4 protein-coding genes and 1 pseudogene are annotated in these 5,125 nt (G+C 64.5%); 1 reads left to right on the forward strand and 4 read right to left on the reverse strand.

Going from position 1 to position 5,125, the window contains the following annotated elements:
* The coding region (locus AB7F41_RS17030) for a hypothetical protein (protein ID WP_428406717.1) at positions 1 to 542 on the forward strand (542 nt) is incomplete at its 5' end.
* A gap of 15 nt (positions 543 to 557) precedes the next feature.
* Here AB7F41_RS17030 and AB7F41_RS17035 read toward each other — a convergent pair.
* The 4 genes and pseudogenes from AB7F41_RS17035 to AB7F41_RS17050 form a co-directional block, all read right to left on the reverse strand.
* Positions 558 to 827: a hypothetical protein gene (locus AB7F41_RS17035; protein WP_428385977.1), complete on the reverse strand. Its 270-nt coding sequence runs from the start codon at positions 825 to 827 to the stop codon at positions 558 to 560.
* A 125-nt stretch (positions 828 to 952) separates the two neighbouring features.
* Entirely contained in the window at positions 953 to 3,367 is a 2,415-nt protein-coding gene (gene pheT, locus AB7F41_RS17040; RefSeq protein ID WP_428385979.1) for a phenylalanine--tRNA ligase subunit beta, read from the reverse strand.
* A 193-nt stretch (positions 3,368 to 3,560) separates the two neighbouring features.
* Entirely contained in the window at positions 3,561 to 4,640 is a 1,080-nt protein-coding gene (gene pheS, locus AB7F41_RS17045; RefSeq protein WP_428385981.1) for a phenylalanine--tRNA ligase subunit alpha, read from the reverse strand.
* A gap of 290 nt (positions 4,641 to 4,930) precedes the next feature.
* A pseudogene (locus AB7F41_RS17050) lies at positions 4,931 to 5,125 on the reverse strand (transposase); the annotation flags it as partial.

Consider the following 5,125-nt stretch of genomic DNA (forward strand, 5'->3'; position numbering starts at 1 on the left):
ACGAAGTCGAACGTAAGAGCGAAGAGGTCCTCAACTTGAGGGCAAGAGTCCAGTATCTTGAAAAAGCATTGCTAGATTCTGGCGTGTCCAAGGCGACAACTATTCCTGATACATTTGTAGAGCTCAATAAGTGGGCGGTCGAGAGCTTGTCGGGTAGCGTAGTGCTGCTTCCTAGAGCTCTGAAAGCTGCGCAGAAGAGTCACTTCGAGGATGTGCCTTTTGCCTACAGAGCATTGCTCTTGTTAAAGGATCATTACGTTCGGATGAGGCGAGGAGAAATCACACGCCAAAGCTATGAACTCGCTCTCGCTGAGATGGGCTTAGAAGACCTCCCATGTTTTGCGGGGGACCGCTCTGGCCAATTTGGAGACGAATATTTTGTGCGATTCAACGGCGTGCGTCGGGAGTTGGATCACCACCTTAAGGGCAAGAACTCTCGGGATCCCCGATATGGGTTTCGATTGTATTTCTTTTTTGACGAGGAGACTAGACAGGCCGTTGTTGGATCGTTCCCGGAACATTTGACGACTGGCGCCACATAACATCTGCTTGAGGTTCTATCTTCCCCTTGGCGTGAATTCCATCCGCATCCGGCCGCGCCGGCCATAGGACAGCTGTGCGCCGCCATGGCGTGACCGCGGGCGATAGGCGCTGCGGCCGCCAGAGCCTTTGCCGCTTGGGGCGCCTTCGCTGGCGACGCCGGGGTAGGTCGCGCCGCGCGCGCCGCGCGTCGGCCCGAAGGAGGCGAGGCAGCGGTTATAGGCGTCGGCGTCCTTGATCGCTTCGCAGTCGTCGATGCTTCGCGGCGCCGCCGTCGCTGGACTCACGAGTAACAGGGCCGACGCGACGAATATGGCGCCAAACAGGCCCGCGCCTTGGCGGCAAACGTCGCGCCACAGCCATCCATCGGGCGCCATGGCCTGGATTGGGCTTCGGGCTCCATGATGAACCGTCATCCCCTCAGCGTCGCGCCGCATTTCTTTTGCGCCTCCGCCACGATTTTTTGCGCCACGGCCTCGATCTCTGCGTCGGTCAGCGTCTTCTCCCGCGGCTGCAAGGTCACGGCGAGCCCGATCGATTTCTTGCCCTCGGGCACGCCTTTCCCCTCATAGACGTCGAAGACGGCGACATCGGCGATCAAGGCCCGATCCGCGCCCTGCGCGGCTTTCGCCAGATCGCCCGCCGCCGCGCCGCGACCGACGATGAAGGCGAAATCGCGGGAAACCGGCTGCAGGTCGGAAATGTCCAGCTTCGGCTTGATCTTCGTCGGCTTCGCCTTGGGGGCGGGCAGCGCGTCGAGAATGATCTCGAACGCCGCGACCGGGCCCTCGACGTCCATGGTTTTCAAGGCGCGCGGATGTAATTCGCCGAAATGGCCGACGATTGTCTTGGGCCCGAATTGCAGCGTCGCCGAGCGGCCGGGATGAAACCAGGCGGGACCGCCGGGAATGATCTGCAGACCGCCGGTTGCGACGCCGAGCGCGCCGAGCAGCGCCATGACGTCGGTCTTGGCGTCGAACGCGCCGGCTGCGCGCGCGGGCGCCGACCAGTGGCGGCCGGCGCCGGCCAGTCCGCGTCGCACGCCGGCGGCCGCCAGGCGCTGGCCGGTCTCCGCGGCGTCGATGAAGATCTGGCCGACCTCGAACAGGTTCTGATCGCCCAAACCCCGCGCCGCGTTGCGGCCGGCGGCCGCCACGAGGCCGGGCAGCAGGCTCGGCCGCATGTCCGACAGATCGGCGGCGATCGGATTGGCGAGCGCCAGCGCCGGTTTGCCGCCGCCAAAGGCCTTCGCCTGCTCCTTCGAGACGAAGGACCATGTCACGGCTTCGACCAGCCCCTGGCCGGCCAGCGCGCGCCGGGCGTTGCGCGCGCGCTTCTGCATCATGGTCAGAACCGGCGCGGCGACGCCTTTCGCGCGCGGCAACGGCGTCGAGGGCACATTGTCGACGCCGATCATGCGGACGACTTCCTCGACGATGTCGGCCTTGCCCTCGATGTCCGGGCGCCATGAGGGAACGGCGACCTGCGCGCCGTCGTCGCCGCGTTTCTCGACCGTGAAGCCGAGGCGCTCCAGAATGACGGTCGCCTGCGCCGGCTCGACGTCGATCCCGGCGAGCCGCTTGATCTCGGCCCAGGGGAAACCGATGACGCGCGGCGTGCGCGGAACGGCGCCGGCGAGCGTGAGTTCGGACGGCTCGCCGCCGCAAAATTCCAGCACGAGCTGCGTCGCGAGTTCGACGCCGGGCAGCGCAAAGGCGGGATCGACGCCGCGCTCGAAACGATAGCGCGCGTCGGTGACGATGCCGAGCTTGCGGCCGGTGTGCGCGATGTTCATCGGATCCCAGAGCGCCGTTTCGATCAGCACGTCGGTCGTCGATTCATCGCAGCCCGAGGCCTCGCCGCCCATGACGCCGGCCAGCGATTCAGGCCCGTTCTCGTCGCAGATGACGACCATACTCTCGTCGAGCTCATAAGTGCGTCCGTCGAGCGCGAGCAGCGTCTCGCCCGTCTTCGCGCGGCGCACGATGAGATCGCCCTTCACCTTCTTCGCGTCGAAGACATGCAGCGGCCGCGCGCGGTCGAAGGTGAGGAAATTGGTGATGTCAACGAGCGCATTGATCGGGCGAAGGCCGATCTCGCGTAAGCGCGCCTGCAGCCAGGCGGGGCTTTGCCCGTTCTTGACGCCGCGCACCAGGCGCAGGCCGAAGAAGGGCGCCAGATGCGCGTCCTCTTCTTTGAAGCCGAGCGTGACGCCGACCGGGCAGGGGAATTTGCCCTCGACCGGCAGAATGTCTTTTGTCTTGAGGACGCCGAGGCCCGCCGCGGCGAGGTCGCGCGCAATGCCGTAGACGCCGGCGGCGTCGGGACGATTGGGCGTGAGATTGATCTCGATGATCGGATCGTCGAGCCCCGCCCATTGCGCGTAGATCGCGCCGACCGGCGCGTCCTCGGGCAGATCGATGATCCCCTCATGATCGTTGGACAGTTCTAGTTCGGCCGATGAGCAGAGCATGCCGAGCGACTCGACGCCGCGGATGACGCCCTTGCCGAGCGTGATCTTCTTGCTGGGAATGTATGTGCCTGGCGGCGAGAAGACGCTTTTCATGCCGGTGCGGGCGTTGGGCGCGCCGCAGACCACCTGCACCGGCGCGCCGCTTCCCGTGTCGACCATGCAGACGCGCAGACGGTCGGCGTTCGGATGCGGCTTCGCCTCGATCACGCGCGCGATGGTGAAGTCTTTGAGCTGCGCGGCCGGGTCGTGCAGATGTTCGACCTCGAGGCCGATGCGCGTCAGCGTTTCGACGATCTCGCTCAGCGAGGCCGACGTGTCGAGATGTTCCTTGAGCCAGGAGAGGGTGAATTTCATCAGTTGCGAACTTTGAAGTTGTCGGGCGTCTGCGCCAAGGGCTCGTCACGCACGCGCTTGTCGCGGGCACCCACGCCAAGCGGTTCAACTGTGATGGGGGAGAGCGGCGCCATTCCGGTTTCGTGTCTCTATTACTGCTCAGTGTGATGTGGACGGCCGGGATGCGCCCGGCCATGTCGCGGCGAGATCGTCGCTACCCGCTCAGCCCGCCGGCAAGCGACGGAAAGTCGAGCGGCCTGAATCCATAATGCTCCAGCCAGCGGGTGTCGGCGTCGAAGAAGGCGCGCAGATCCGACATGCCGTATTTCAGCATCGCCAGACGGTCGACGCCGACGCCGAAGGCGAAGCCCTGATAGCGGTCGGGATCGATGCCGCAATTCTTGAGCACATTGGGATGCACCATGCCGCAGCCCAGAATCTCCATCCAGTCCTCGCCCTCGCCGAAGCGGATTTCGCCGCCTTGGCGCCGGCACTGAACGTCGACCTCCATCGACGGTTCGGTGAAGGGGAAGAAGGATGGACGGAAGCGCAGCTTCACGCCCTTCACCTCGAAGAAGCTCTTCAAGAATTCTTCGAGCGTCCATTTGAGATGCCCGAGATGCGTCGTCTCGTCGATGACGAGTCCTTCGATCTGATGGAACATCGGCGTATGCGTCTGGTCGAAGTCGCAGCGATAGACGCGGCCGGGACAGATGACGCGGATCGGCGGCTTCTGCGACAGCATGGTGCGCACCTGCACCGGGCTGGTATGGGTGCGCAGCAGCCGCTTCTCGCCGGACTCCGACGTCAGAAAGAAGGTGTCCTGCATCTCCCGCGCGGGATGGCCCTCCGGGAAGTTGAGCTTGGTGAAATTATAGTCGTCGCTCTCAATGTCTGGCCCTTCGGCGACGGCGAAGCCCATGTCGGCGAAGATGATCGAGAGTTCGTCCGTGACCTGCGAAATCGGATGGATGCGGCCGCGCTCCAGCGGACCCGCCGGCGCGGGCAAGGTCACGTCGAGCGTCTCGGCCTTCAGGCGGGTCTCCAGCGCCGCCTCGGCGAGCGCTTCGCGTCGCGCGGCGATCGCTTCAGCCGCCTTGTCCTTCAGCGCATTGATCTTCGCGCCTTCGGTCTTGCGGTCCTCGGGCGACATTTTGCCAAGGGTCGCGAGCAGCGCCGAAATCGCGCCCTTCTTGCCCAGCGCGGCGAGGCGCGCCGCTTCGAGCGCGGCCTCGTCGGCGGCCTCGTCGATCTGGCGCAGCGTGTCTTCTTCGAGTTTGACGATGTCGGTCATAGCGATTCGATCTGGGGCGGGGAGCGCTGCGTCCTCATCCTGAGGAGCCCGCACCCGGGACGGGCTGCCCGATTTGGGCGCGGACGTCCAGGGTGCGGGCGTCTCGAAGGACGAGGACGCATGCGCGCGCGGCCGATGCCCTCGTGCTTCGAGACGGCTCCTGCGGAGCCTCCTCAGCATGAGGGCGTAGGATAAGCCGTTCAAGCCGGGATTTCTTGCGCCGCCTTCTGCCATGCGGGGGGCGTTCTGTCGAGAACGCCAGATCACGCCCCCCTAGGTCGTGTGGACAGTTATCGCATCCACAGGACGATTGCGGCGATTGTTATGACTGCCCGATAATTTTGGGCGGTCTTCTCGAAAACGGGTTGCGACGCGGCGGAACTGCTTGAGTTTTGAGAAGCAACATTCGACGAGCTGTCGCTGGGCGTAGAGATTCTTGTCGAGCGGATATTTGATCGCACGCGACGGGTTGTTGGGGATGACGG

Source organism: Methylocystis sp. (assembly GCF_050251305.1).
In the GTDB taxonomy this organism is placed as follows: Bacteria; Pseudomonadota; Alphaproteobacteria; order Rhizobiales; family Beijerinckiaceae; genus Methylocystis.

What these genes read in the sequence shown, in the direction of transcription:
- pheS (WP_428385981.1), bottom strand. Translation starts at nt 4,640, where the DNA reads ATGACCGACATCGTCAAACTCGAAGAAGACACGCTGCGCCAGATCGAC.
- pheT (WP_428385979.1), bottom strand. Translation starts at nt 3,367, where the DNA reads ATGAAATTCACCCTCTCCTGGCTCAAGGAACATCTCGACACGTCGGCC.